The sequence below is a fragment of the Polaribacter sp. BAL334 genome (assembly GCF_015767435.1).
GTDB lineage: Bacteria > Bacteroidota > Bacteroidia > Flavobacteriales > Flavobacteriaceae > Polaribacter.
Map to the genome: position 1 here is coordinate 1 of NZ_JADWOV010000117.1, position 571 is coordinate 571.

The window sequence follows — 571 nt, forward strand, 5'->3', positions numbered from 1 at the left end:
GCGCTACTTCTGGCACAAATCCGGGACTGATGTAAAAATCAGCTCCTATTTTTTCAAAAGCTATAGCTTGTTCCAAATTTTTTATTGTACCAATACCTAATAATAAATCGGGCATTTCTTGATTGCGAATCGCAACCATTTTTTCAAAATTTCTGAATGCGGCTTCACCTCGGTTGGTATATTCTATGGCTCGGATGCCTGCTCTGTAAATAGCTTTTAAAACTTCGAGTGTAATATTTTCATCAGCATTAAAATACAAAGGCAAAATACCTTGTTTTATAATGGCTTCTGATACTTGTTGACTATTGTTCATTTGATTAAATTTTAACTTTGAATACTAATTTTTTAATAACATCATCCCCAATCATGGGTGCATGAACATCGTTCGGATAAAAAATCACAAACTGATTATCTGTTAATTGAAAAAACATGTCGGGTGCATCTTTAAAAAAAAGCACATCCTTTTCAGAATTATACTCACCATTTGGGATTGTGCAGGTTTCTCTAGGTTTCCATCCAATTGTTTCTATTCCTTTAACACAAAATTGAATATCAATATTTTGATTATGAC

The 571-nt window shown here is 32.7% G+C and carries 1 protein-coding gene and 1 pseudogene; both read right to left on the reverse strand.

What is annotated here, in order from left to right; all coding sequences use genetic code 11:
- A pseudogene (locus IU405_RS00615) lies at positions 1-313 on the reverse strand (bifunctional 4-hydroxy-2-oxoglutarate aldolase/2-dehydro-3-deoxy-phosphogluconate aldolase); the annotation flags it as partial.
- Positions 314-317: 4 nt separating this feature from the next.
- The coding region (locus tag IU405_RS00620; protein ID WP_197436718.1) for a YhcH/YjgK/YiaL family protein at positions 318-571 on the reverse strand (254 nt) is incomplete at its 5' end.